The sequence below is a fragment of the Candidatus Kaelpia imicola genome (assembly GCA_030765505.1).
Lineage (GTDB): Bacteria > Omnitrophota > Gorgyraeia > Kaelpiales > Kaelpiaceae > Kaelpia > Kaelpia imicola.
This window is the reverse complement of record JAVCCL010000032.1, coordinates 62299-85889: the sequence shown is the minus strand read 5'-3', so window position 1 is coordinate 85889 and position 23591 is coordinate 62299. Positions and strand designations below refer to the sequence as shown.

The 23591-nt window shown below is 35.9% G+C and carries 24 protein-coding genes and 1 tRNA gene; 1 reads left to right on the top strand and 24 read right to left on the bottom strand.

Annotated elements, in window-relative coordinates; translation table 11 throughout:
* Nucleotides 1–3: 3 nt before the first annotated feature.
* From prfB to murJ, 4 genes are all read right to left on the bottom strand, one after another.
* Nucleotides 4–1078, bottom strand: a protein-coding gene (gene prfB, locus P9L98_05325; protein MDP8216719.1) for a peptide chain release factor 2 whose coding sequence is annotated in 2 segments (ribosomal slippage) — nt 4–1017 and nt 1019–1078 — 1074 coding nt in all. Because the reading frame shifts where the segments join, the coding sequence is not laid out codon by codon here.
* A 37-nt stretch (nt 1079–1115) separates the two neighbouring features.
* Complete coding sequence (locus tag P9L98_05320) at nt 1116–1436, bottom strand: MGMT family protein (GenBank protein MDP8216718.1); 321 nt, start codon at nt 1434–1436, stop codon at nt 1116–1118.
* On the bottom strand, nt 1402–2823 hold the full coding sequence (locus tag P9L98_05315; protein ID MDP8216717.1) for an excinuclease ABC subunit UvrC: 1422 nt from the start codon (nt 2821–2823) through the stop codon (nt 1402–1404). Before P9L98_05315 ends, P9L98_05320 begins: the two co-directional genes overlap by 35 nt.
* Nucleotides 2802–4337: a murein biosynthesis integral membrane protein MurJ gene (gene murJ / locus P9L98_05310; GenBank protein MDP8216716.1), complete on the bottom strand. Its 1536-nt coding sequence runs from the start codon at nt 4335–4337 to the stop codon at nt 2802–2804. Before murJ ends, P9L98_05315 begins: the two co-directional genes overlap by 22 nt.
* Nucleotides 4338–4421: 84 nt before the next feature.
* On the opposite strand from murJ, the gene rpsT reads away from it, so the two are divergent.
* Nucleotides 4422–4688 (top strand): 30S ribosomal protein S20, encoded by a 267-nt coding sequence (gene rpsT / locus P9L98_05305; protein ID MDP8216715.1) that lies wholly within the window; start codon nt 4422–4424, stop codon nt 4686–4688.
* A 96-nt stretch (nt 4689–4784) separates the two neighbouring features.
* Here the strand turns inward: rpsT and P9L98_05300 are convergent, their stop codons facing one another.
* The 20 genes from P9L98_05300 to P9L98_05205 all read right to left on the bottom strand — a co-directional run bounded on the left by P9L98_05300 (nt 4785) and on the right by P9L98_05205 (nt 23573).
* The gene (locus P9L98_05300; GenBank protein ID MDP8216714.1) at nt 4785–6008 is read right to left on the bottom strand and encodes a peptidase U32 family protein; all 1224 of its coding nucleotides are present in this window, start codon (nt 6006–6008) and stop codon (nt 4785–4787) included.
* A gap of 27 nt (nt 6009–6035) precedes the next feature.
* Entirely contained in the window at nt 6036–9239 is a 3204-nt protein-coding gene (carB, locus tag P9L98_05295; protein ID MDP8216713.1) for a carbamoyl-phosphate synthase large subunit, read from the bottom strand.
* Nucleotides 9240–9421: 182 nt separating this feature from the next.
* Complete coding sequence (locus P9L98_05290; protein MDP8216712.1) at nt 9422–10012, bottom strand: hypothetical protein; 591 nt, start codon at nt 10010–10012, stop codon at nt 9422–9424.
* A 36-nt stretch (nt 10013–10048) separates the two neighbouring features.
* On the bottom strand, nt 10049–10330 hold the full coding sequence (locus P9L98_05285) for a hypothetical protein (GenBank protein MDP8216711.1): 282 nt from the start codon (nt 10328–10330) through the stop codon (nt 10049–10051).
* Between the two features lie 115 nt (nt 10331–10445).
* Nucleotides 10446–10955 (bottom strand): hypothetical protein, encoded by a 510-nt coding sequence (locus P9L98_05280; protein MDP8216710.1) that lies wholly within the window; start codon nt 10953–10955, stop codon nt 10446–10448.
* A gap of 12 nt (nt 10956–10967) precedes the next feature.
* A complete protein-coding gene (locus P9L98_05275; GenBank protein MDP8216709.1) occupies nt 10968–11255 on the bottom strand; it encodes a DUF1805 domain-containing protein in 288 nt (95 codons plus the stop codon).
* A complete protein-coding gene (locus P9L98_05270; GenBank protein MDP8216708.1) occupies nt 11248–12096 on the bottom strand; it encodes a hypothetical protein in 849 nt (282 codons plus the stop codon). Before P9L98_05270 ends, P9L98_05275 begins: the two co-directional genes overlap by 8 nt.
* Nucleotides 12093–12611 (bottom strand): LptE family protein, encoded by a 519-nt coding sequence (locus P9L98_05265; GenBank protein ID MDP8216707.1) that lies wholly within the window; start codon nt 12609–12611, stop codon nt 12093–12095. Before P9L98_05265 ends, P9L98_05270 begins: the two co-directional genes overlap by 4 nt.
* Nucleotides 12612–13562, bottom strand: coding sequence for a tetratricopeptide repeat protein (locus P9L98_05260; protein MDP8216706.1), 951 nt, complete (start codon nt 13560–13562; stop codon nt 12612–12614).
* Nucleotides 13563–13594: 32 nt separating this feature from the next.
* The gene (locus P9L98_05255; GenBank protein ID MDP8216705.1) at nt 13595–13915 is read right to left on the bottom strand and encodes a DnaJ domain-containing protein; all 321 of its coding nucleotides are present in this window, start codon (nt 13913–13915) and stop codon (nt 13595–13597) included.
* Between the two features lie 2 nt (nt 13916–13917).
* Entirely contained in the window at nt 13918–15627 is a 1710-nt protein-coding gene (locus P9L98_05250; GenBank protein ID MDP8216704.1) for a ferrous iron transporter B, read from the bottom strand.
* Nucleotides 15624–15857 (bottom strand): FeoA family protein, encoded by a 234-nt coding sequence (locus P9L98_05245; GenBank protein ID MDP8216703.1) that lies wholly within the window; start codon nt 15855–15857, stop codon nt 15624–15626. Before P9L98_05245 ends, P9L98_05250 begins: the two co-directional genes overlap by 4 nt.
* Nucleotides 15847–16632 carry a radical SAM protein gene (locus P9L98_05240; GenBank protein ID MDP8216702.1) on the bottom strand — a complete coding sequence of 262 codons (786 nt, stop codon included), beginning with the start codon at nt 16630–16632 and terminating at the stop codon, nt 15847–15849. Before P9L98_05240 ends, P9L98_05245 begins: the two co-directional genes overlap by 11 nt.
* A gap of 645 nt (nt 16633–17277) precedes the next feature.
* Nucleotides 17278–17847 (bottom strand): hypothetical protein, encoded by a 570-nt coding sequence (locus P9L98_05235; protein MDP8216701.1) that lies wholly within the window; start codon nt 17845–17847, stop codon nt 17278–17280.
* 708 nt (nt 17848–18555) lie between these two features.
* Nucleotides 18556–19461, bottom strand: coding sequence for a hypothetical protein (locus tag P9L98_05230; GenBank protein ID MDP8216700.1), 906 nt, complete (start codon nt 19459–19461; stop codon nt 18556–18558).
* A gap of 308 nt (nt 19462–19769) precedes the next feature.
* Nucleotides 19770–21047 (bottom strand): tetratricopeptide repeat protein, encoded by a 1278-nt coding sequence (locus P9L98_05225; protein MDP8216699.1) that lies wholly within the window; start codon nt 21045–21047, stop codon nt 19770–19772.
* Nucleotides 21048–21137: 90 nt separating this feature from the next.
* Nucleotides 21138–21229, bottom strand: a tRNA-Ser gene (locus tag P9L98_05220).
* A 72-nt stretch (nt 21230–21301) separates the two neighbouring features.
* Complete coding sequence (locus P9L98_05215; protein MDP8216698.1) at nt 21302–21676, bottom strand: hypothetical protein; 375 nt, start codon at nt 21674–21676, stop codon at nt 21302–21304.
* Nucleotides 21677–21765: 89 nt separating this feature from the next.
* Nucleotides 21766–22008, bottom strand: a complete 243-nt coding sequence (locus tag P9L98_05210) for a hypothetical protein (protein MDP8216697.1) — start codon at nt 22006–22008, stop codon at nt 21766–21768.
* A gap of 158 nt (nt 22009–22166) precedes the next feature.
* Entirely contained in the window at nt 22167–23573 is a 1407-nt protein-coding gene (locus P9L98_05205) for an HD domain-containing protein (GenBank protein MDP8216696.1), read from the bottom strand.
* Nucleotides 23574–23591: the final 18 nt, after the last annotated feature.

The following is a 23591-nucleotide window of genomic DNA, read 5'->3' as shown; positions in this document are numbered from 1 at the left end:
CCCTTACCTTTTCTTCAAATAGGCTTCTATAAAACCGTCTATGTTACCATTTAATACACCCTGGACATTACCAACCTCCAATCCAGTTCTATGGTCTTTTGCCATGGTATAGGGATGTAAGACGTAGGAACGTATCTGGTAACCCCAGCCTATATCTCCTTTAACCCGCATCTCCTGAAGCTCTTCCTTCTGCTTCTCTTTATTTAAATCATAAAGCTTAGATCTCAGGACCTTCATAGCTGTAGCTTTATTTTTATGCTGGGAACGTTCATTCTGGCACTCAACAACAATGCCGGTTGGGTTATGCGTTATTCGTATTGCAGAGTCCGTTACATTCACATGCTGACCGCCGGCACCAGAAGAACGGAATGTATCAATTCTTAAATCTTTACCATCTATATTAACTTCAATATCTTCGACTTCAGGCAGCACCTCAACTAATGCAAAAGAAGTATGTCTGCGCTTATTCGCATCAAAAGGTGATATTCTCACCAATCTATGAACCCCTTTCTCAGCCTTTAAAAAACCGTAGACATAATCGCCCTTTATGATAAAAGTAGCATTTTTAACACCAGCCTCTTCACCTTCTAGAATATCCAGCATCTCTATCTTATACCCTCTTTTTTCAACCCACCTGGAATACATTCTGATTAACATCTGAGTCCAGTCACAAGACTCCGTACCGCCAGCCCCGGCATGGATTGACATTATAGCATTGCCGGAATCATGGGGTTCACTTAGGTAAGCCTTGAATTCTAATCTATTAATCTCTGACTCAACTTTTTTCAACTCTAAAGACAAAGAATTGTCCTCTTCATCCGTTGATATATCAATCAACTCTTTTAAATCTTTTAACTCTCTCTCTAAAAACTTGGAATCTCCAACACTCTCTTTAAGGATTTTGAGTTCTTTAAGGATGCTGGTATTTATAGAGCCCTGATCCCAAAATCCAGGCTGAGATATCTTCTCTTCTATCTCTGCTATATGTTTATTCTTTTTATCCAGGTTAAAGAAAACCTCGCAGTTCTTGAAATCTCTCTTTAAGCTCTACCACTCTCTGTATTAAGTTATCTCTCATATCTCCTCCCAATAGATTCATAATATATACAAACAGGTTACCTAGACTTCTCTATTATAACGGATTTTACTCTTTTTTCCAAATCTAGTAACTTCTTTTTAATTTCCAAACCAAACATATATCCGCCAGGGGTTCCATCGCTCCTTATAACTCGATGACAGGGTATTAGGAAAGGATAAGGGTTCTCTGATATAGCTCTCGCAACAGCCCTTACTCTATTTGAAACTCCAATCTCTTCTGCAACCCGTTTATAACTACGGGTCTCTCCATAGGGAATCTCCAATATCTTAAGATATACCATCTCTTTAAACTTCGGCAACCCTTTAAGAAGTTTCTTTAATTCCTTTCTTTTTAACATAATTATATATCCTCCCTGCAAGCATATCGCCGATGCCTTTAATTCTTTTTAGATCTGAAACCGATATATCTTTATAGCGACCTAAATCGCTGAGGTATTTTAAAACAGCATTGACTTTAGATATACCGACTCCGGGTATATTTTCAAAAGCAGTCTTTTTCATTCTCTTCCCTCTCAAACGCCTGTGGTATCCAATAGCAAACCTGTGAGCCTCATCTCTTATCCTGATAAGAAGATTCTTCTCCAAAGAATTTTGAGATAGAGCTACGGGGCTCTTTCTATATCCGGAGTGAATGAGATCTCTTCCTTTAGCATAGGCAATCAAAGGTATATCTATTTTAAAATCCTTGTTAATAATCGCACTAATTCTATTCAGATGACCCTTACCGCCATCAAGCATGATAAGATCAGGCAAATCTTCTTTTTTCTTGAAAAGATCCCTGTAACGCCTCAGCATAACTTCAGACATCATTTCATAATCATCTATAAAATTCTGTTTTTTTAGCCTAAATTTGCGATAGAGATTTTTATCTCTAACTCCGTCTTTAAATCTAACCACGGCTCCTGCTGCAGAAGTGCCAGATATATTAGATATATCCACAGCATCAATAATGCGGGGCACTTTAGGAAGATTTAAAATCTTCTTTATGTTCTCCAGTACATTAATCCCTCCGCTAAGACCAAAGATGCCTGAACTGCCTCCCAAAGCCCTCAATCTATCCCGTACCTTAGCAGCTTTCTCATACTCTCTATCTTTAACATAGCCGTCCATCTCTTCCGTTAAATCTTTCACTACACCTTCTCTATCTCCAAGAAGAGTCTTCACTATAATTAATATGCTCTTGCGATACTCTGCTTGGCTTATTTTGCTCAGGCAAGGCCCAGGACAGAAACCTATATGTAAATAAAGGCATCCGTTCTTACTAAAATTTCTACAACTTCTAAAAGGAACAATCCCTCTCAAAATTTTAAGAGTCAACTTCAATCCCTTAACATCCGGATAGGGGCCCAGATAGAGCGAACCATCTTTACTCTTATTGCGAGCTACAAAGATACGCGGGAAATCATCTTTAAGCATAATTTTAAGGTAAGGATAAGACTTATCATCCTTTAAACTTATATTGTAAAAAGGCTTCTCTCTTTTAATAAGATATGATTCAAGCAATAACGCTTCAGCCTCAGAAGAGGTGATAATATAATCAATATTCTTTACTCTGGAAATCAATCTCTCGCTTTTTGAGCTAGTATTTTTGGAATAAAAATGGTTATAGACTCTTTTAAATATTGATTTAGCTTTTCCTATATAAATAGTCTCTCTTTTTACATCTTTAAAAATATAGACACCGGCTAAATCCGGAAGCTTATCTATCTTTTCTTTCCAGACCATATAAATCTCCGCAAATCTTCGCTGTTTATAAAAAGACTTGAAAATAGATAGACAAATATTGATATCAATATCAGGGAGATAAGCACCAAAATATCTGAAGAGATATTTTCCAAAAACAACCTCTTGGTAAAGAGTAGGGCTCCAGCCATGATAACAGAGCAAAGCAAGATCTTTAAAATACCTGATACAAAATTTTTATTATAAAACTTTATCTTTTTATTTAAAGCCAGGAACAGCAGAATAAAATTACAACTTGCCGCAAAAGAGGTGGCAAGACATAAGCCTGAGACTTTCATTGGAAACATCAAGGCAATGCTAGCTGCTATATTTACAGCTAAAGATATCACCGATATCTTTACCGGCGTCAAAGTATCCTGCATAGAATAGAAAGTAACAACGAGAATCTTTATACCCGCATAAAATAGCAGACCTAAAGCATAGAACCTCAGAGCACCAGATGTTATAGCTGTAGAATAACTAGAGAAACTACCATGTTGAAAAACAACAGATATTATCTCTTTTGCTAAAATGAAAAAACCAAACGTCGCAGGTATCATAATAAAAGAGACGAACCTTAAAGAGAGAAGCAGATTATCTCCTATAGATGCATTTTCATTTTTTGTTCTCCTGGCAGAGAAGAAAGGCAGTACCGCAGTTGCAAGAGAGGTAGCAAAAACAGCCAGTGGAAGCTGTACAAACCTTTGAGCATAATACAGAGCTGCAATAGCACCGGAACCTACGATGGATTGAAGAGAGGCTAAGATAGTATCTATAAATATGCTAACTTGATAGACTCCAGCACCAAGAAACCTGGGGAGCAACAGCTTCCAAATCCTACCATATTCCGGATGGAACATCCTGGTCTTTGCCCTATACACTCCTTTTCCTCTTATAGCAAAAAACTGCATCAAAAGCTGAATGACCCCACCTATTATTATCCCAAAAGCCAATGCATAGACTCCATATCTTCTGCCTAAGACAAGAATGCTGGATATGATAGAGATATTTAAAACGGCAGGAGCCCAGGAATAGCTCCAGAATATCCGTTGAGACATTGCAATACCCGCTACTATAGCCGTTAACCCTATAAGAAGTACATAAGGAAATATTACCCTGGTCAACCTAACGGAGAGAACATATTTTTGGATATCAGCTATAAAGCCAGGTGCTATCAACTTAATTAACAATGGAGCAAAAAAAATCCCACCTATAGTAACCAAAGTCAACATGAAGGCAGAAGACTTTATAAGAGATTTAGATAGACCTTTAAAATTGTCTGAATCTTCCTTAGCTCTATATTCAGATAGAACCGGGACAACCGCAGCATTAACCGCCTCCTCCCCCACGAAACTACGCCAGATATTCGGAAGACGAAAAGCCACAACAAAAGCCTGAGCTTCATAGCCGGTTCCAAAGAAAAAAGCAATCAAAATATCTCGTATAAACCCCAATACCCTGCTGATAAAAGTGGCTGTTCCAATCGTAAAAGAGTTCCTTAATATCTGTCTAAACATATTTATGCTTATATATCTATTAAAATTGTTTGACAAACCGAAATGATATATGCTATATTTTGTCTCAAAACTGGAGGTTTTACAATGCCGAATTTAAAGTCTGCCTGCAAAAGACTCAGGCAAAATGTAAAGAGAGAGTCTAAAAATAAAACTGTAAAATCAGAACTTAAGACTAAAATCAAGAAATTCAGAGTACTGGTAGCAGAGAAAAAACTATCAGAAGCTGAAGAATATTTTGAAGAACTTAAAAAGAGATTGATGCAGGCTGAAAGCAAAAACATTATTCACAAGAATAAAGCTTCACGCTATATATCAAGATTACAGATCCTACTAAACAAAGCAAAGGGTTAAAATTAACACTTGTTTTTAATCTATAAACTCAATTTCAATATAAAACTTTTAACGTTTTCAAAGAGACATTAGCGCCATACTACACTACCTCTATTCTTATTTTTTTCTCCAGATATAGACCTTGTCTCTCTCTTTGACTCTAAAAGGAATTTTGATTCCGGCTAATTCGCTTTTCTTTACTCGAGTTACATATTTATGCTTTTGCTGAATTTCAGACGCTTTTACAAATTGAGCTGAAGTACTTTTACCTATAAATAATAACTCATCCTCTTTTTTTAGAGTACCGGCTTGGATTAATATCTCTGCAACAGAAATCTTAGGATAATACTTTTTAACCTCACCTAAATATATCTTCTCATAGAGATGCTCTAAACGCCTGCTTATATCTCCATCAGGGTTTTTAAAATAGAAGCCGTCTGAAAATCCTCTATTATATACACTCTTAAGTTTTTTCTTAAGTTTCTTTTTTAAAGATTCGTTTAGCCTATTTTCATAAAAAGCATCTATTGCCTCTCTATAGGTAGATACTACAGCCTTTATATACTCTGGAGAACGCATCCTGCCTTCAATCTTAAAAGCATCTATCTCTGCTCTTATTAAACTATCTATAAAATCTATCGTACATAAGTCTTTTGGGCTTAAGATATAGTCTTTCCCTAAACTATACTCCAAATCGCCCCGCCTCTCTTTTATAATGAACTCACGCCTGCAAGGCTGAAGACACCTGCCTCTGTTTGCAGACTCTCCATAAGAATATTCAGATAAAAAACATCTTCCCGATATACTGACACACATCGCACCATGGATAAAAGTCTCTATCTGGGTATCTATATTTTCTCTTTTTATTAAACCTTTAATCTTTCTTATATCAGAGAGACTACATTCCCGTGCTAAAACAACTCTCTTAATACCTAATCTGTTATAGCATCTTATTGCTTCAATATTAGAGACGCTGGCTTGAGTTGAGAGATGAATTTTTAATCCCATTCTTTTTGCCAAGGAGATAATAGCCATATCCCATGCTATTACAGCATCAATATTGCTCTCATTAGCCTTTAACAAAATCTTCTCTGCTCTTCTTAATTCATCATTCATGACTACGACATTGAGAGTGAGATATCCTTTTACCTTTCTCTCGTGTAATAATCGCATGATCTTCTTTAAGTCTGAAATCTTAAAATTGGAGGCGCGTTCGCGCATATTTAATCCTTGGATACCGAAGTAAATACTATCTGCCCCATTCTCAATAGCCGTGACTAAAGATGGCCAGTCACCGGCAGGAACAACCAGTTCCGGTTTATGGAAAGTAAAACGCTTCATATCAGAGTTGAAGGATAAAAAGAACTGCTATTTATCCTTATAATAATCCTGCAAAGCCTTAACTGTAAGCTCTTTATCTTTAGCAGCTTCAATTCCTTCTACTCCAGCCAATGCAGCTGAGATAGTAGTCATATAAGAGACTTTATTCTGAATAGCCATAATCCTAATGTAGCTGTCATCATACTTGCTCTCTTTACCAACAGGAGTATTTATAATAAGCTGAAGCTTTTTATTTTTAATAAGATCTACTATGTTGGGCCTACCCTGATGCAGTTTCTTTACCCTTAGAACTTCTATGCCGTTATCTTTTAGAAAATCGGCCGTACCATCTGTAGCATAGATCTTAAAACCTAACCTATCCAACCCTTTTGCGATTGGAAGAAGCGGCTCTTTATCCTTATTTTTAACTGTCAAAAGAACAGCTCCTGAAGTTGGTAATTTAACACCAGCAGCTTCCTGAGCCTTATAAAACGCAAGCCCGAAACTATCGGCTATACCCATCACCTCACCTGTTGCCTTCATCTCAGGTCCTAATACAGGATCAACCTCAGGAAACATATTGAAAGGGAAGACCGCCTCTTTAATTCCAAAGTAAGGTAAATTATATTTTTTTAATTCCTTAAAATCTTTTATCTTTTTACCCAGCATAAGAAGCGTTGCAATTCTCGCTATAGGTATTCCGGTAACTTTTGAAACCAAAGGTACTGTACGGGATGCTCTAGGGTTTGCTTCTAAGATATAGACCTTATTATCACAGATAGCATATTGAATATTTATCAGTCCTACAACTTTAAGCTCTTTTGCTATTGACCTAGTATACTCCTCTATTTTATCAAGATGTTCTTTAGATATAGTTCTGGTTGGAATAACACAGGCAGAATCACCAGAGTGTACTCCGGCATACTCAATATGTTCCATAACAGAAGCAACAAAAGTATCCTCACCATCCGATAAAGCATCGACTTCAAGCTCAACAGCATTCTCTAAGAATCTATCAATAAGCATCGGGTATTCAGGCGATACGTCTATCGCCTCCTCAGCATATTTTAAGAGCCTATCTTCGTCATATATAACCTCCATACCCCGCCCCCCTAAAACAAAAGAGGGTCTAACCATAAGAGGATATCCGATATTATCAGCTATCTTTACAGTCTCATCTACTGAACGTGCTATACCACTCTCGGGCTGAAGAACACTTAAATCTATCATCTTTTTTCTAAAACGTTCTCTATCTTCTGCAAAATGAATACTCTCAGGAGAAGTCCCCAATATATTAACCCCGCAATCTTTTAGCTCCTGGGCAATATTTAATGGTGTCTGGCCGCCAAATTGAACTATAATACCTTGAGGTTTCTCTTTTTTGTATACAGCTAAAACATCTTCAACCGTCAGAGGCTCAAAATATAACTTATCAGAAGTATCATAATCGGTAGAGACGGTTTCAGGATTGCAGTTAACCATAATAGTTTCAAAACCTTCATCCTTTAAAGCAAATGCAGCATGGACACAGGTATAGTCAAACTCTATACCCTGGCCTATTCTATTAGGCCCTCCACCGAGAATCATAATCTTTTTATTATCCGATACAGAAACTTCATCTTCTCCTTTAGAATAGGTCGAATAATAATAGGCTGTATCTTCGACTCCGCTTACAGGTACAGCTTCAAAGCGAACATTTATATCTAAAGAGACTCTCTTCTCTCTAACTTCTTTCTCTTCAACACAGAAGATAGAAGCTAAATATTTGTCAGAGAACCCAAGTTCTTTAGCTTTTCTCAAATTACCCTCAGATAAACTTTTCCAATCTCCAGTAGCTATTTTCTCTTCAAAATCAACCAGCTCTTTTATCTCTTCCAAAAACCATTCTCCTATATGAGTAATCTTATAAAGCTCTTCTACCGTGATACCTTTTCTTAAAGCTTCATATACAATAAAGACTCTTTCACTTGATGGGTATATCAGCTTCTTTTTTAACTCATCTAACGAAAGGTCTCTAAATTTTTTCACTCCTCCTAAACCATACCTCTTTATCTCAAGAGACCTGATAGATTTCTGAAAAGACTCTTTAAAAGTTTTAGCAATACTCATAGCCTCTCCCACTGCTTTCATCTGAGTACCAAGTATATCTTTTGCTTGTGAGAACTTTTCAAATGCCCAACGTGCAAATTTAACTACAACATAATCACCCGAGGGGGTGTACTTCTCCAACGTTCCATCTCTCCAATAAGGAATCTCATCCATTGTTAGGCCTACTGCAAGCTTGGTAGAGACCCTTGCAATAGGAAAGCCTGTTGCCTTTGAGGCCAGAGCTGATGAGCGAGAGGTTCTGGGATTTATCTCAATAACAACTATTCTTCCGTCTTTTTTGTTATGGGCAAATTGAACATTTGTCCCGCCTGTTACACCTATTGCATCTACTATTTTATATGAAATATCCTCTAATTTTTTCTGCAGATCATCAGATACCGTAAGCATCGGCGCAACACAGAAACTATCCCCGGTATGAACCCCCATCGCATCTACATTTTCAATAAAACATACTGTAATTTTCTGATCTTTAGCATCACGGACTACTTCAAGCTCAAGCTCCTCCCAGCCGATAACAGCTTCTTCAACTAAAACTTGATTTACAATGCTTGCCGCTAGACCACGCGTAACTATGGTCCTTAACTCTTCAACATTATAAGCTATGCCTCCTCCTGTACCACCCATAGTATATGCAGGGCGTAATACAACGGGATAACATAGTTCGCTGGCTATTCTTTCTGCTTCCTCAACCGAGTGAGATATCTCAGACTTTGCAAGCGGAATACCAAGTTTATCCATTGTCTCTTTAAAAACCAGCCTATCTTCGCCGCGTTCTATAGCATCAGTCTTTACTCCTATTACCTCAACATTGTATTTATCAAGTATTCCTTCTTTATATAAGGTAGAAGATAGATTTAGTCCTGTCTGACCGCCAAGATTAGGAAGTAAAGCATCAGGCCTCTCTTTCTCTATAATTTTTGCTATACTCTCAATCGTTAAAGGTTCTATGTATGTTTTGTCAGCCATATCAGGATCAGTCATGATAGTTGCCGGATTAGAATTGACAAGGATAACCTCATAACCTTCTTCTTTAAGAGCCTTACAGGCCTGAGTACCTGAATAGTCAAATTCACAAGCTTGCCCTATAATAATCGGACCTGACCCTATTATTAGAACTTTGTGGATATCAGAACGCTTCGGCATAGACCCTCCTTATAATGGTTGAAATTTGAGCACTATTATACCAATAAGGACTAACTAATCAACAGCAATTTGGAGAATTTTATAACTCTTCTTTGAGATGAGACCACTCCATAGAGGTTGGGATTAAAATACTAAACTTATCTATTTTAAACAAGCTAAAAATTAAATATTTAATCTGAATTTTAATAGGAACTGATAAATTCAGCTATTCGTTCTTCCATTCTTTCTTTATACTTTGTGAACTCTTCATCACTTAATAAATCCTGAGCCTTTTTTATACAGGAGATTTCAATAGGACTGCCGGCATGTAATATCCTTGTCAAACTCTCTGCTGATGTTTTTATGCTTTTGGCAAAATCTTTCTCCTCTACACCCAATATATTTATTGCTTCTTCAAGCAGCCAGCGGGCATAGATATAACCGGGATAATAAAACTCTCTCTGATTTTCCTGCGCATGTTTTTGCTGCAATTGACTTATCTTTTCAACCATATCATCTGCTATATCTGCTTCTGCACTAAGAATCTTTTCTAATTCACTAAGCTTAACTTCAAGCTCCTCAGCTAAAACAGAATTATCAACACTCAATGTATCCTGCAACCTAATTAACATATTTAGCCTATAAAGCTGAGTTGACTTATTGAATATCTCATCTGAAACAGGAACTTTATAGCCTAATATCTTACTTAGATGAAACTTTGTTATACCAAGTTTTAAAGCAAGTACTTTTCTATTTAATCCAAATTCAGATTGCAGCCTTACAAGCACTGCCACTCTATCCTGACCAGGCTTAAATCTCTCTCGAGCCTCTTAAAGGCGAGCATCAGGGATAGCCATATTACCTACAAGGTATAAACGCATAAACATAACTGATATGTTTAATTCCTTAGCAAAATCTTCTATAGAAAGACCTGATCTCTGCTTTATCTCTCTAAGCTCTTGTTGTGCCAAATCTATATCAGAACCAAGCTTATCGTCTGGATTATTCTCATTAGGGATGGTTTTTGTTCTTCTGGCAAAAGAATTATTGATATTGAGATTAGATAAAAAAAACAGACTGATTATTATCAAAAATCTTAAGTATAACCTCAAAATCCCCCCCCCTTCGCAAATTGAAAGATACTATAGCTATTAACTACAACTATATTATACAGAAAATTAACTACTTTTCAAATTAGAAAAAAGAGAAAAATTATAAAAGCAGACTTTAGAAATAACCGGCAAAATCCTCTAAGTCAAACTTAAATGATTCTTTATCGCCGCCTCTCTGCATGCTCTCTATCTTAACCCAGATCTGATAACGCTTTCCAGCTACCACTTTCTCGCTTGGTATCTCAAATTTTAAGAGCTCTTTTGTAAGCGTTCCCGATGTTTTCTTTGCTTCTTCTTTACTGGAGAACCTTATAAAACCACCACTTTTTTTTGTCGGAAAAGGCTCTTCGTCTTCCATAGTAGGATAAAGAGTCTCACGCATCTTAGGTACCAAGCGACCAATCTTAGGACCAATCACTATCACATTATATATTCTAGGTTTTGTCCTATCCATCCTGGCTATTACTTTTACTTCCAGAATATTGCCTTCTAGATAAGCCTCGACTGCAGCGGTTGCTCTCCTATGTTCTTTTGCCTCTCTTAATAGAAGCACCCTATCTTGAGCGTAGCCTAAAGAAGATAAAATTAAAACTAAACCGGTAACGGCAAAGGTTAATCTTTTCATAACTTATACCTCCTATACGATTAACTCAAGAATCTCATTAATACTCTGGCCCTCATAGATACCGATATTTTTAGCCTCTCTACTAACCTCTTCAGCTTCAGTATTTAATGCTTCCTGAATTGTCCTAATCCCTGTTATCTTAATCGCAACATCCCCAAAATTATCTGCTGCATCCATACTAAGATAACCACACATAACGTAACCCCTGCTACCTCTTAAAACAATAAGATTATGATTATCTAATTCAATTGAAACAGCCTCTATAAAGCTATCTCCTACTTTTATCATCTCTTTAATCATTATTTAAAACTCCGGCAGATATTTTAAAAATCTCTCTGTGTGTAAAAAACAGGATCAGATCCAAAATTAAAGAGTAGGCATCTTTCTTACCCGTTTTAAAACTCTTCTCCAGATGGACAATAAAATCAGCCTCTCTATTATCTACATTATCAAGAAAACGAGGCATAAGAGAGAGAAGTATTCTCTCGTCTTTATAGCCTTTCTCCTTTAGAGATAAGACTGTCTCAAGAGAACGCTTCGCGTCCTTTGCCAATACCATCTCGTAAAGATACTTTATCTCGGGCGGTTCTCTCTCCTGAAGAAATTCACTGAGAGAACCTAAGTCTATATAATCTTTCTCGGGATAAAGCAGCTCAACTTTTGAAACAGCATCAAGAATAGATTTAAAATCTCTGCTTTTGTTATATACCTTCACTATATGGCTTAGGACTTCTTGAGAAACCTTCTTATCGCTAAATTCCTCAAGGTATAGCTTTATGTCGCTCGGGTTAAATCGCAATTCTATAACTTTTAACCCCTTGATGCCCTCCCATTTAGGCAGCTGCAGCCAATAAGTCTTGCTTATAAGATTAAAAATGTAGCTATCTTTAAGTTGTGTAAAATCTATTTTTTCTTTTAAGAAGGCTATATTTTTTGGTTTAAGAGCTTCTGCATTATCTATAAAATACAATGTTCTATCTTCAAAAAGAGAAGAATTAAATATATCAGCTATAATATTTTCAAAACTTATAGATTTAAAAGAATATCTTTGGACTCTCTTGGGATTTAATCTTTTGAACTGAGACTCTAAAAATATCTCAGCAAGAGTACTATCTTTTGAATGTATTAAAAAAGCACTCACCAGTTAATTACTACTCTATCTACAATCTTTCTGGATAGATCACCCAGAGCATCCCTTAAAGCCTGAGTCTCGCTTTTAGCATTAGCACCTGCTGTAAGATAGGTTGACTCTCCAGACATGCTTTCAGCCCAGAGCTCTTTTTCTTTCTCTATGAGACGGACATTTGTACTAACCGTAATCTTATACTCATCAACATCCTCGTTGCTAGCATAGCTTAGAGCACTCTTGTTATAGTCTAATATCTCACCTTCTACGACAATATCAGCATCTTGGACACTAGAGACGGGTAGAATATTACCATCATATCTAAACCTCTCTCTTAAAATATTCTCAAGCTCTATCTCTAGACCGCGATAATAGAGTTTATAATCTGAAGAGATGTTATTTATAGAGATCTTATTAAAGAATACCGGAATGTAGATTGTCTCATAAGGTGAATCTTGAGCGCTTCTCAAAGTATAACCGCAACCTGAGACAATTAAAGCAGCCAATAATAACGTCGCTAATCTTTTCAATTAATTTTCCTTCTTCTTCAATGCTGCAACCTTCCCGGCAGCTATTACAGCCCAATCAGTATTAGGATATTGTTTAACTATTTCTTCATAATATATCACAGCACTATCATATAACTTTTGCTTCTCATAAAACTTAGCTGTATTATAGAGACTCTCCGCCTTACGCTCTTTTAACCTTATTAATATCCTATCACCTTCTTCAGGCATATCACCAATTTGAGACATCTCTTCTAGTCTCTTGATTGCAATCTCTGTCCCTTCCTGAGAATAATCTACCTTGGCTTCTTTCTCTGATGCAACCTCTGCAAGCTGTATCACTGCATCATCCGCCAGCTCAGAACCCGGATAACCTGTAATAAGATTTTTAAAAGCTTCTTCTGCTCCGGGGTAATCGCCTATTCGTTTATACACCAGGCCTAATTTAAACTGAGCCAAAGGCGCATACTCTCCGTAAGGAGAATTATCGACTACTTTTTTAAATATCTCAATAGCTTTCGAGTTATCATCCAAGAAAGATACCCTCTCTATTAAATTCCTATCTTCATTATCTCTCACAAAATAGAGATTGGCTATCTTGTATTCCAGAGATATAACCTCATCTACTCTTGAGGTATAAGGATAGGTGTCTATGATCTTCTGATATGATTTAAATGCCGAATAATATTTGCCCAGCCTCTCGTAAGCCTGGCCAATGTAGAACTGTGCTTCCGGAGCATATTTTGACTTTTCATAATATTTGACGAGTTTTTTAAAAGCCTCAATAGCTCCTTTAAAATCTTCCTCCTGAAATTTCTTATAACCCAGATTAAACTGTTCCTCAGGTGTATCCCGAACATAACTATCAGGGTTTATCCATTTACCTGTCTCAGGGGTCCAGATCCAAAAAGAAAACGCATTGTTTAAGAAGCTGAAAAAGACTATAAGTACGATAAGAACCTTGAAGTTTTTCATAGCAAGAATTCTAAATAATAAGGGTTTAAAAGTCAAATAGATAAATCTCCTAGCCAATTATCAAAGAACCTGTTCATGTGGTCTTTTATTCCTCTGTTTAAGTCTAAATGTTTCTTATTAAAATCCTCTTCCTTGAAAGAGAATTTATAATGGAATAGATAATTCATAATAACTTCATATGCCCATGATATCTCCCTGAACCTCTCTATCGCTTTCTCCTTGTTTTTATCTTTAGCAACATCCGGATGGGTCTCTTTTGCTAATTTATGAAAAGAATCTTTAACCTCTTGAACCATGGCCTCAGCCTCTAAGTTAAGAATCTTCCTATCTTTATCCAGTTCTTCAAATTTCATAGTTAGAGTATAAAGTTAAGTATTCCTCCAACCATAAGCGCCACTCCTACCATAATAAAAGCCGCCTTTAGCATATCTCTTAACCCCAGCTCTCTAAATAAGACTATGAAAGTAGCAAAACAGGGAAAGTATATGGCAAGAATAACACAACCTACAGTAAGCTGTTTCAATGTTAAACCCATTGGCCCCAACATACCCACAGCAACATCTTTTCTTAAAAACCCAATCAATAATGCCGATATTGCCTCAGGCGGCAAACCCCAGATGTTTTTAAGTACCGGTGAAAAAATGTGAGCAAAGAAATCTACAATTCCAAAAGCATAGAGCATATTAACCAAGAGAACACCTAACAAAACATAGGGTATCGCAGTAATAAAAAAACTCGATATCCGCATCCAAAGCTTCTTTAAAACAGCCCTAAAATGAGGTCTCCTGTATGGAGGAATCTCAAGAATCAAAGGAGCACTCTCTCCTCTTAAAACCTTATTTAAAATATATCCTATAATGAACCATAGCAAGAGAAGGGTTAAAAATACAATCATTACCGCCCTACCGCTCCTAGCCCCTAACAACCCGGCTATAACAGCGATCTGAGCCATGCAGGGTACCGCAATACTAAGAAGCGTTGAAGCAATAAACTTCTCCCTCCTGCTTTCAAGTAATCGTACTGATAAAGCACCAGAGACATTGCAACCTAAACCTAAGATCATCCCAACAGCAGCATAGCCGTGTAATCCTAATTTATGCATTACATTGTCAACTAAAACAGCAAGACGAGGCAGATACCCAAAATCTTCCATGAGCCCTAGAACAAAATAGAAGCTTAAGATATAAGGAGCCACCATTACAATGGGCACATAGAGTCCTGTAGTCAAAAGCCCGAATGAGAGCCCAAAGTCTATCCCTCCATTAATCAACTTGCCTATGATCACATAATGCAAAAAGCTAAACTTAGAGAGAACAGTGCTTAGACTGTTCATTACGGGAAGCCAGTAATTTTCAAATAGCGGATCCAATAGATGGTTGATAACACCTTCGCCTATAACCCTTACTACAAAGAAAGAGGCTACCATAATAATTAATCCTATGATCAGACCGCTAACCGGTCTAATGCTCAATCCTTCTAATATCTCAAGAAATGTATGGTGCCTGTGGCAAAGTCTCTGTACCTCTTGAGTAATACTGCCTATCTCTATCCAACGCTGCTGATCAGAAACATCCTCTTTCTGTTTTGGCTTTAAATCTTTCATCTTTGATGCTATTTCTCTTATACCTTCCCCCGTTAAACCGCAAGTACTTACAACAGGTACTCCTAACAGCTCTTCTAATCTCTTGATATCTATACTAATCCCACGATGCTTTGTCTCATCCCAAATATTTAACGCAACTATAACAGGCAGACCTCTTTCGATTAATTCTAGGGTGAGATAGAGGTTTCTTTCCAAATTCGTTGCATCAACTACATTGATAACAATATCACCCTCATCAATCATCTTAACTGCAACCTCTTCAGCGCAACAATTGGGTTTCAAACTATATGTACCTGGAACATCTATTACATCTACAATATCTCCGAAGATCTTACTTCGACCCTTTGTATATTCAACGGTTGAGCCAGAAAAGTTAGATATAACAACCCTTGCCCCGGTAAGACGAGAGAATATCGCACTCTTACCTACATTGGGATTTCCAACTAACAGAATATTTTTCATTTACCTGTATCTACCCTAATCTTCTTAGCCATACCATGACCGATAGCAACTTTAAAATTATCAATCTCGATAGTCTGCGGGCCTCTCCAGAAATGAGAACTAACCTTAATGACTCTCTTACCGATTCTTATGCCCATGCTCTGAAGGCGGTCAATAAGACCACAGCCGCCTTTTATCTCAATAATCACACCGCTCTCTTTGGATTTTAGATCAGTTATATCAATTATCATAATCCTTTCCCCTTCTTCTCATTGTATCTTTTTTACTTATTGATTCTACTTTTTTCTTCTCTCTATCATAAACCGAAATAGCATTGAAACCCTTAAAGCAATCCTTTATTTTATCCATATCGTCTTTCGAAAGAGCTTTGACTTTAGAATCACGCAAGGGAGTATTAAGCTGCACTTCATCTGGATTTAATTCTGATGCAATTCTTGCAATACCTTCTGCCTCAAATTTATTTGACTCTAAAAACATAATCTGGATTCCAAATTTTCCTTTATAATTAGCTTTGAACTTCTTAATTCCATCTAATATGCTTAAAAAATCTAAATCTTCATGAGGCCTGTTGATAACCCTTAAATGTTCATCGCTACAAGCATCTACCTTGGCTATTACAAAATCAATATCTAAAATATCATCTCTAACATCTTCTCTTAAAAGCATAGTAGAGTTAGTAAGAAGAGCAACTGGATGACCTAAGATACTCTTTGCAGCGATAGTTATATCCTTAATGTTTAAAGCCAGAGTAGGCTCGCCCCTACCTGAGAGAGTAACGTAGTCAATATCTAAACCTGAAGGTAGAGCCTGAAGTTCATTAACAATCAATTCAGTCTCTACAAAAATCTTTCTCTCCATGCTTAATAGACTCAGCTCTTTTATTTGACAATATACGCAGTCAAAGCTGCATATTTTATTCTCTCCCGATATAGGGTCAATACCCAAAGAAGAACCCAATCTCCAGGAAGAGACCGGACCATAGATATATTTAAAATTACTCTTCATAATAATTCTTTAAACAATTACCTCCATACAATCAATACCAATAATAACTATTTGATTAACACCCACAACATATACGCATTAATAAACTATACTATGAAATATTTCTTTGTAAAGAGTCTACTGGATATATGCATATAAGATTAAATTATAAAAATATCCTAAGGTAGTATACCTAATATAGGTACAGCTTGACTAACTGAGGGATATGGCTTATTAGCGAGAAGCTAACATAATTGATTTTATAGAACCTGTAATTAGAAAATCTATCTCTTCTTTATTTAAACAATTATCAAAGAGACTTATTAATTCTCTTCTTCTCTCCGCTACATTTAGATCCTTTGATTCAAAAGAATGGATGGAACAGTAATACCCGAAAACAAATTATCATTTTAGAAAATTTGTATCGCTTAACGCTTTCTCGTCCTGCAAGAAATACTTACAAGGCTATCTTTATTATAATAAAAGCATAACAAATGCTAAAATGAGTAATTTTCTCACATTATCTATAAACACTCTCTTACCGTTTAGATATCGTATACTATACAAAAAAGTAAAGGTAAGACACAATAGTAGTGACTAAAATCTCCGCACGTCAGTTATTACCTATCGGTCTATTGTTTCTGACGATTTAAAGCTTTTTTAATCCTATTCTACGAGATTGTTTGATTTCATCAAACTGAGCAATAAATTCTTTTTAACGCATATGATTAAACAAATTTTGCGGAATAAAGTGAAGTAATTTTTGGATGGAGCCTGCAAAAATGTCGAAAACAAAGTCGTAGACACAGCATGATACAGAGAGGCAGCATAAGAAATACTAATTAAAATAGAACTCATTGATTTATTACTTGGAGGGTGCCCAATGTATTTGCCATTGACTTTTTTGCCATATTTGGGTGGGTTGTAAATCTTTTTAACTTCTTTAACTTTGAAATTATTCTTAATCAAATCAGTTTTTACAAAAAAAGCGTTGGTTCCTTTTTTATCACATGCCACTAAAGTATACCCTTTTGATTTACTAAGTTTTGTTAATGCTAATAAACTCGCTCCAAAATAATTAGTGCCATCCCAATGGGCATTTTGATCATACTCTATAGTCTTACTTTCTGCTGGAGGAATAGAGGAATTATATTCAATAACTACAACTCTTGGGGAGTATCCCCTGATTGCCTTCCAAATCCAATAATCATTGAAATCTATATCGATAGAAAGCAAGTCAAATTCTTTAGGAACATTGTAATTTACTAATAACTGATTAATATTCTCTACAGTTATATATTCTTTTCTAATAACTTTTCCATCACCATTTTAATCCATCCATAAACAATTCCACCCTTTTTTTTGTAGGTAAATGGTATTACCCTCCATTGGATGAATGCCAAACTCTACACAAAATTTATTAGTTGATCCTATTTTACCAAATATTGCTTTTATTATGCCATCCTCTCCATTTTGGGAATAAAACATTTGTTCGAAGAGAGCAAAATTTTTAATTTTGCGTATTATAAAGAAACGTCTAACTAATGAAGAAAGAATATTTTTTATAATCCACCCTTTCTTAAAATATTTGTAACATTTTATAAATTTTCGTTTTTGGCTTAAAGATGCATTACAGTAAACTGTTTTAAGTATTCTTTTAAACATATTCTACATTACTAAAAGAGGTGGAACTTCTAATTTGAAGCCAAAATTAACTAGCGGAGAGGCTGGGATTCTGTTAGGCTAAATCCCTTAACTCCTTATACATCAATAAACTATACTATAAACCTCTTATTTGTAAAGGATTTACTGAGTGCGGATTGTTACGTTTGCTTACGTTTGCCTACGGATGTTTCGATGTAAGATGGGCACAGTTTGGGCACAGAAATAAAACTCTCTATTATCGTTCATATTGCAGAGCTATCAATTGACAATTTAATCTATTTAATACTGAACCACTTTACCTTCTTCGTCTATGAAAACGTGAATTGGATTTATCTCTCCACCTAAACACAGAAAGGAACAAAAAGATTTAATCTGGCCTATAACAACTCCATCCAACTTAACTATCCAATCACCAAGAACTTCAAAATTATCCAATTCTGTTCCTACTGGCAACGATGGATAATTTGAAGAAAAAACTTTGCTATCATCAAATATCACCCTATACATATCAACACCAAACCTTAGATTGTCAGCATTGCCAATAGAAAAAGACTCTATACTTTTAATAAGATCTGTATTGCTTAAATTGGTTCCTAGACTTCTAATACCCAAAAGAGCAGCTTGAGCATAACTAACTGTCTCTAACTTAGTGACACGCTGCATAATAGAAATTATCAGAGGATTTTGAGACAATGTGGTTGCTTTGGTAACACCTTCAACCATATTTGAGTAAGCAACAATCCAATTTGAAACCGTTAAGCCAATACCATTTTTGCGCATCCCTTCATCTATAGTAATATCTCCCAATATTATCCATCCTTCATTAATTTCCCACTCTCGAAATCCCACATATTTTTGTTCAATGTATATATCAGCTTGTAATCCAGGCCTACCTTCTACTTTTTTTATTCGTAATTCTAACTTTTCTCCTGTCTCTAAATTTGTTGTTATAACTCTATCTAATTCAGAACCTCTATAATAATATTCATCTAAAACATGACCTAATTTATCAACTATTTTTAATGGACGAAAATTACCATTATAACTTTCATAATAAGTAACTGTCCCAAAATTATCAACTTGAGTTAATACTTCCCTCACCCTTCTGGCAAAAGAAATATTTGGAATAAATAGACCAAGCGCTAAAAATATCAAAATAATTCTAATAATTGAAATTCTCTTCATTTTATGCCCAAGCCATCCTTTTATATATTTATACCATATAGATATATACGATACAAATTGAGGGGTAATATAGATTTAGGAAGGATTAATGGCGGAGAGGCTGGGATTCTATTAGATTAAATCCCTTAACTCCTTATATATCAACATATATGTTATAAACCACTGCTTTATGAAGGACTTATCGAGTGCGAATGGTTACGTTTGCCTACGTTTGCATACGTTTGTTTTGATGTAAGATGGGCACAGTTTGGGCACAAGAGTATTTTACCAAGAGAAAATTGTTTTTAGATAAATTCACTTATTTTTACTTATAGTAATCTTTGAACTTCAGGCGGAAGACGATCCTTCATGCTAGGGTCTAGTTTAATCGCTTTTCTGACAGCTTCAATTCCTTCCTGTGATTGTCCTAATTGGAATTTGCAATATCCAACATGAAACCATGCCTCAGCATTATTTTGGTTATGTTGAGCTGAATATGTAAAATATTCAAGCGCTTTATTAATGATCCCTAAGTTAATATGAACCAGACCAAGATTATAAAAAGCTTCCGATAAAATTGATGGATCTGGTGTTAATTTTATTGCTTCTCTAAAACTTTCTTTTGCTTCATCATATTGCTTTAGAAAGGCCAAAGCAGTCCCGCGATTAAACCACGCTTGGGCTAGGTTTGAATTAAAACCTATCGCTATATCGCAATCATCAACTGCCTCACTGTGTAATCCTAGAACAATTTTAGTAGAAGCGCGATTGTAAAAAGTCTCGGCTAAATATGGGTTTAACTCTATCGCTCTGTCAAAATATCGAATTGCCTCATTGTATTGCCCTTGATTAGATAAAATTAAACCAATGTTGCTCCAAGCTTGAGCCACTCCCGTTGCTCTACCATAACACTCGACTGCCTCATTAGTGCGTCCCGCCTGTTCTAACATCCAACCACGATTATAGTATCTACCTTCAATTATCCCCTGCTCGTTTACCCTTTGAACAATTTTATATATTTGAGGCAAATTACTCCCTTCTTTTAAACACCATATACTTCCTTCTCTTTGATAATTTTCATCCCAGTTAAAAACCTGACTCTGATAATAATTAGAAACTAACTCATTAGCTAAATCTAAAACCACATGACCACTATCTAATTTAATCAGATTGGCTCCGTGTCCTGGATAAATTGGAATTACCTCCACATCTAGCCCTAGCGTTTTACCTAAAACGTAAAAAAGCTCGGCATAACCAAAGCAAATGGATTTTCTACTATTAAGCACGTCTGATAATTCAAAATATAATAAATCTTCTCCTTCACTCCAGCTATGTGCAGATATATTTTGTTTTATTATATCAGCTAAAGCTACAATCTTTGCCTGAGGAGATAAGGCTTTAAGATCCCCAAAATCAGGGAAAATTTCTAATATTAAAGCATTGATTTCACCTGCTTCTTGCTCATATCCAATTCCTACAAGTATTTGATGCAAAGAAACTGCTATATTATCTGCATTCTTAGTTCTTCTAGCAAAAGAAATATTTGGAATAAATAGACCAAACGCTAAAAATATTAAAACAATTTTAATAATTGAAATTCTCTTCATTTTATCTACCAAGCCACCCTTTTATATATTTATACCATATAGATATATCGAATACAAACTAAGGAAGAATATAGATTTAGGAAGGATTAATGGCGGAGAGGCTGGGATTTGAACCCAGGGACCTAATTTCTTAGGTCAAACGATTTCCAGTCGTTTTGATTCGGCCGCTCTCACACCTCTCCATGCCATCAATTGTAAAAGGAATATAAATAAATTGCAAGTACAGGTACAAAACAGGATAAGGATTGGTAAAATTACAACTCAGGGCCTTCAACTAATTCTAGAGAGTAGCTTAACGCCTTACCTTCTTGTAAAAAACCATAAAAACAATACACAGGAGATTTGGCAAATTCATCTGAAAGTATTGTCTCTTGAGTTTTGCTGAAAAGAATGAATCCCCCTTTAGGAGAAAGGCGCTGATTTACAATATACAACGTATTATACTCCGCATTATCACCTTCCGGACTTATAGACCTAAAGTAAAAGTAATCCTGAAAAGGTTCTACCCCAAATACATTATTGTTACACGATGGAGCACAAAGCTCGACTCCATTTTTGTTCACAAGATATGAAACCATCGCCTCATTAATAATAACTTCACCATCTATTTCAACTCGCAACGCTGTCATACTATTATCTTTATCCTTAGAAAACAATACCGTTGCCTTTTTATTAGCATATTTTTCACCCAGACGTATTCGAAATTGACCGAGAAGCGTTACCCCAAAATGCTGTTCGTACTATAGTTAATAATTCCATTCTCATCCACAGGTACATCAGTTACAGATATCACTCTATTTTCATCAGTAAACATATTTCGCAATCTCTTCCAGGAAATACTGCCATGAGGCCCACAGCGAAGTTCATCAAATACAATTACCTTGTCCACATGTGTAATCCTTTCTTCTAAATCCATCAAGATATCTTGGACTGTTTGATAAAAATTAATATTACCGCCCACTCTTACTCTTCTGAAACAATTCAGCGAAATATCCTGAAATTTGCCAGATGAGACAACAGACAAAAGTAAGAAAAATATAACAAATAGACTGCGCTTCTTTATAATAGATTTTTGCCCCCTTACCTTAAAAATACCGCATTTCTAAATATGTGTCAAATTTAAGACTTTATATGACTTATGTATTTCATTGCATCTTCACGAGTTTTAATTTCACCCAATGCCTGTCTCTCCTGAATCTCTTTTAAAATCTGGCCTACCTTTCTAGATGGCTCTATTTTTAAGATCTCTATTATATCATTTCCGTTTATTAGTTTAGGCGGTATTATCTCCTCGCTCTTATTAAAATATTCTTCAATTAAATCCAGTAAAACTTCTCTATGATTAGCTATATCATTTAAATCGGATAACTCTCCCCGGGTAGCACTCTTATCTGCTACAGATAGAAGCATGATTGAGACAGCCTCAGAATCAGTATCTCTAAAATACCTGAACTTCGCCTTTTTAGAATGGATACACTCAATAAGACAACCCGGCCTTAGATGATAATAGACCATATCGGATATCATTGTAGATTCTCTCTTGGAAAGCTTAAGCTCAAGAGCTAGATCATCAATCATCTCTCTGCCCAGTTTATCATGACCAGTAAATTTTATCTTACCATCACTATCTACAAAATAGGCAGAGCCTTTACCGATATCATGTAACAAGGCTGCAAGCTTTAAGATATCAACTCTTCTTCGGTTCTCTCTTATCTTTTCATTTAAGTAGTCTTGGACTCTTAAATTATCAGCCAAATCTTCAAGTAAAGACTCAAGCTGTTTTAAGCTCTCTATAGAGTGAAAATCTACCGGAAGATGATGATAAGGACCGGGATCCGGGATAGAGAGCCCTGCCCAACCTGGCAATATAATGCTTAAGATACCCAGCTGATGCAATATCTGAACATACTTATAAGAAGAGCTGCCCTGAAAGAGTCTAAAAAGCTCAAAGCTTATTCGTTCCCCGGCAATACTCTTAATAAGACCTGAATGTTTCTTTAGTAATTCATAGCTTGAGGGTTCAATGGTAAAGTCGAGATAACTAGCAATGCTCACCCTTCTCAAAATCCTTAGAGGGTCGGAGAGCAGATTATCTTCAGAGATAACTCGAACTATTTCTTTACTCAGGTCATTCAAGCCCCCGCAAGGGTCTATTAAATTTTCAGTATCTAAACCTTTTTTTTCTACCTTAAGCCCTAGAGCATTTATTGTATAATCTCTGCTCTTTAGATCTTCTTCTATGCTCTCTCCCCTTAAGGCAGAGAAATCATATTGAATAATAGACTCTTCTCTTATTACCACCCTATAGATACGGTTAAAATCATCCAGACTGACCCAGCTCCCGCCTATACTCTCTGCAAACTTTTTAGATATTGACCCAACATCGCCTGAGGAGGCAAAATCAAAATCAAGAGAATCTCTTTTTCTGCCTAAGATTAGATCCCGTAAAAATCCACCCACCAGATAAATCTCTTCATCATCTAAAAATTGATAAAGACCATTTATATGTTCAATTACTACTCTCATAATATAAAAATAGAAAAA

Excerpts from the sequence above, each read along its gene's own strand:
- P9L98_05320 (MDP8216718.1), bottom strand. The coding sequence starts at position 1,436 with ATGTTAAAAAGAAAGGAATTAAAGAAACTTCTTAAAGGGTTGCCGAAG.
- P9L98_05315 (MDP8216717.1), bottom strand. The coding sequence starts at position 2,823 with ATGGTCTGGAAAGAAAAGATAGATAAGCTTCCGGATTTAGCCGGTGTC.
- murJ (MDP8216716.1), bottom strand. The coding sequence starts at position 4,337 with ATGTTTAGACAGATATTAAGGAACTCTTTTACGATTGGAACAGCCACT.
- rpsT (MDP8216715.1), top strand. The coding sequence starts at position 4,422 with ATGCCGAATTTAAAGTCTGCCTGCAAAAGACTCAGGCAAAATGTAAAG.
- P9L98_05300 (MDP8216714.1), bottom strand. The coding sequence starts at position 6,008 with ATGAAGCGTTTTACTTTCCATAAACCGGAACTGGTTGTTCCTGCCGGT.
- carB (MDP8216713.1), bottom strand. The coding sequence starts at position 9,239 with ATGCCGAAGCGTTCTGATATCCACAAAGTTCTAATAATAGGGTCAGGT.
- P9L98_05280 (MDP8216710.1), bottom strand. The coding sequence starts at position 10,955 with ATGAAAAGATTAACCTTTGCCGTTACCGGTTTAGTTTTAATTTTATCT.
- P9L98_05275 (MDP8216709.1), bottom strand. The coding sequence starts at position 11,255 with ATGATTAAAGAGATGATAAAAGTAGGAGATAGCTTTATAGAGGCTGTT.
- P9L98_05260 (MDP8216706.1), bottom strand. The coding sequence starts at position 13,562 with ATGAAAAACTTCAAGGTTCTTATCGTACTTATAGTCTTTTTCAGCTTC.
- P9L98_05255 (MDP8216705.1), bottom strand. The coding sequence starts at position 13,915 with ATGAAATTTGAAGAACTGGATAAAGATAGGAAGATTCTTAACTTAGAG.
- P9L98_05250 (MDP8216704.1), bottom strand. The coding sequence starts at position 15,627 with ATGAAAAATATTCTGTTAGTTGGAAATCCCAATGTAGGTAAGAGTGCG.
- P9L98_05245 (MDP8216703.1), bottom strand. The coding sequence starts at position 15,857 with ATGATAATTGATATAACTGATCTAAAATCCAAAGAGAGCGGTGTGATT.
- P9L98_05240 (MDP8216702.1), bottom strand. The coding sequence starts at position 16,632 with ATGAAGAGTAATTTTAAATATATCTATGGTCCGGTCTCTTCCTGGAGA.
- P9L98_05230 (MDP8216700.1), bottom strand. The coding sequence starts at position 19,461 with ATGAAGAGAATTTCAATTATTAGAATTATTTTGATATTTTTAGCGCTT.
- P9L98_05225 (MDP8216699.1), bottom strand. The coding sequence starts at position 21,047 with ATGAAGAGAATTTCAATTATTAAAATTGTTTTAATATTTTTAGCGTTT.
- P9L98_05215 (MDP8216698.1), bottom strand. The coding sequence starts at position 21,676 with ATGACAGCGTTGCGAGTTGAAATAGATGGTGAAGTTATTATTAATGAG.
- P9L98_05205 (MDP8216696.1), bottom strand. The coding sequence starts at position 23,573 with ATGAGAGTAGTAATTGAACATATAAATGGTCTTTATCAATTTTTAGAT.